This window comes from Actinoplanes campanulatus (assembly GCF_014647795.1).
Taxonomy (GTDB): Bacteria; Actinomycetota; Actinomycetes; order Mycobacteriales; family Micromonosporaceae; genus Actinoplanes; species Actinoplanes campanulatus.
The window spans coordinates 1-1,254 of record NZ_BMPW01000071.1; the positions used below are offsets into that span (position 1 = coordinate 1).

1 protein-coding gene is annotated in these 1,254 nt (G+C 68.2%); it reads right to left on the reverse strand.

Annotated elements, in window-relative coordinates:
• A partial coding sequence (locus tag IEZ13_RS46065) for an ISAs1 family transposase (protein ID WP_229795820.1) occupies window positions 1-1,160 on the reverse strand: 1,160 nt, incomplete at its 3' end.
• Between the last annotated feature and the right edge of the window lie 94 nt (window positions 1,161-1,254).

The window sequence follows — 1,254 nt, forward strand, 5'->3', positions numbered from 1 at the left end:
CGGCGGTCGGCGCGGCGGTTGGCGCGGGCGATGTTGGTGTCGCCGTTGATACGGTGCCAGCCGATCGCGGTGTTACGAAGGGTGGCCATGACAGCGGGTCCGGTACCGGTCCGGGCCTGATGAAGATCTTCACGGAACGTGATATCTCTGACGTTATGGACCTGGTTCTCGATCAACCATTCCGCCCTCGCCCATTTCTGCAGATCAGAGGGCTGAGCATCGGGGGCGGTCAGGGACGTGACCAGGTAGGTGGTCTCCCGGCTGGTGTTGCCGTCCACGGTGCGGGTCCGGATGATCCGGGCGGCCTGCTGGGCATGCGGGAAGGCGATCCCACCCGGGGTGTGCAGGGTGACGGCCTTGACCGTGCGGGTCTCCTTGCGGCCGTGCCCGCGGTCGCGGGTGCGGTCACCGACCGGGATCTGCGCCCATGGCAGGGTCTTGAGCTGGGCATGAAGGGTGGGCTGGTTTCCCTTCGCCTGTAGGAGAAGGTGTGCTCCACGGCTGGTGATCTGCTCGGCGTGATCGGTCTGGGTATGCATCGCGTCGGCGACGAACAGGATCCCGGTCAGACTGCCCAGAACCTTCTCGACAGCGGCGAGCAGGGGCGTGAAGGCCGGAATCTCATTGCTCTTCGCCTCGACGGTGACCTGGGCCAGGACGATGCCGGTGCTGGTGTCCAGCGCGGACAGCAGATGCACCTGGCGACCCTCGGGCAGCCGGGCGCCCCGCAGCGTCTTGCCGTCGACGGCGATCACGGTCCGATAGCGGCGCGGCCGGATGGGCGCCGACGGTGTCCGCGACCGCAGCCAGCCGGCCAGGACAGCGCTGAGCACGCCGGCGTCGAGGCGGGTCAGCAGCCGCCACATCGTCGTGCCCGCTGGCACACCCCGAGTGAACCCGAGCCGGGCCTGGTCGGGCTCGTCGAGGTCGTAGAGCCAGTCGGCAATCGCGGCGAACGAGGTGGCACCGGCCAGGACCGCGCAGACCGCGACGGTCAGCAACGCCACGAGGGGATACCGGGTCCCGTGGGGGTTTCGTGGGTCCGGGACCCGGCCCAGGGCTTCGACGAGCCCGCCGCGTTCACTATCGGTGACCGGCGGTGCGGGCGTGTCGGAGCCAGGGGTTGTCACGGTCAGTACGCGGATCAGAGATGATGCCATCGGCGGGTGGAGTTCCTCAGTGGTCGTGCAGCGTCAAGAACTCCATGATCACCTTGAGGGCTTCACCCGCTACCACTGCCTCCACAGAGGCCAC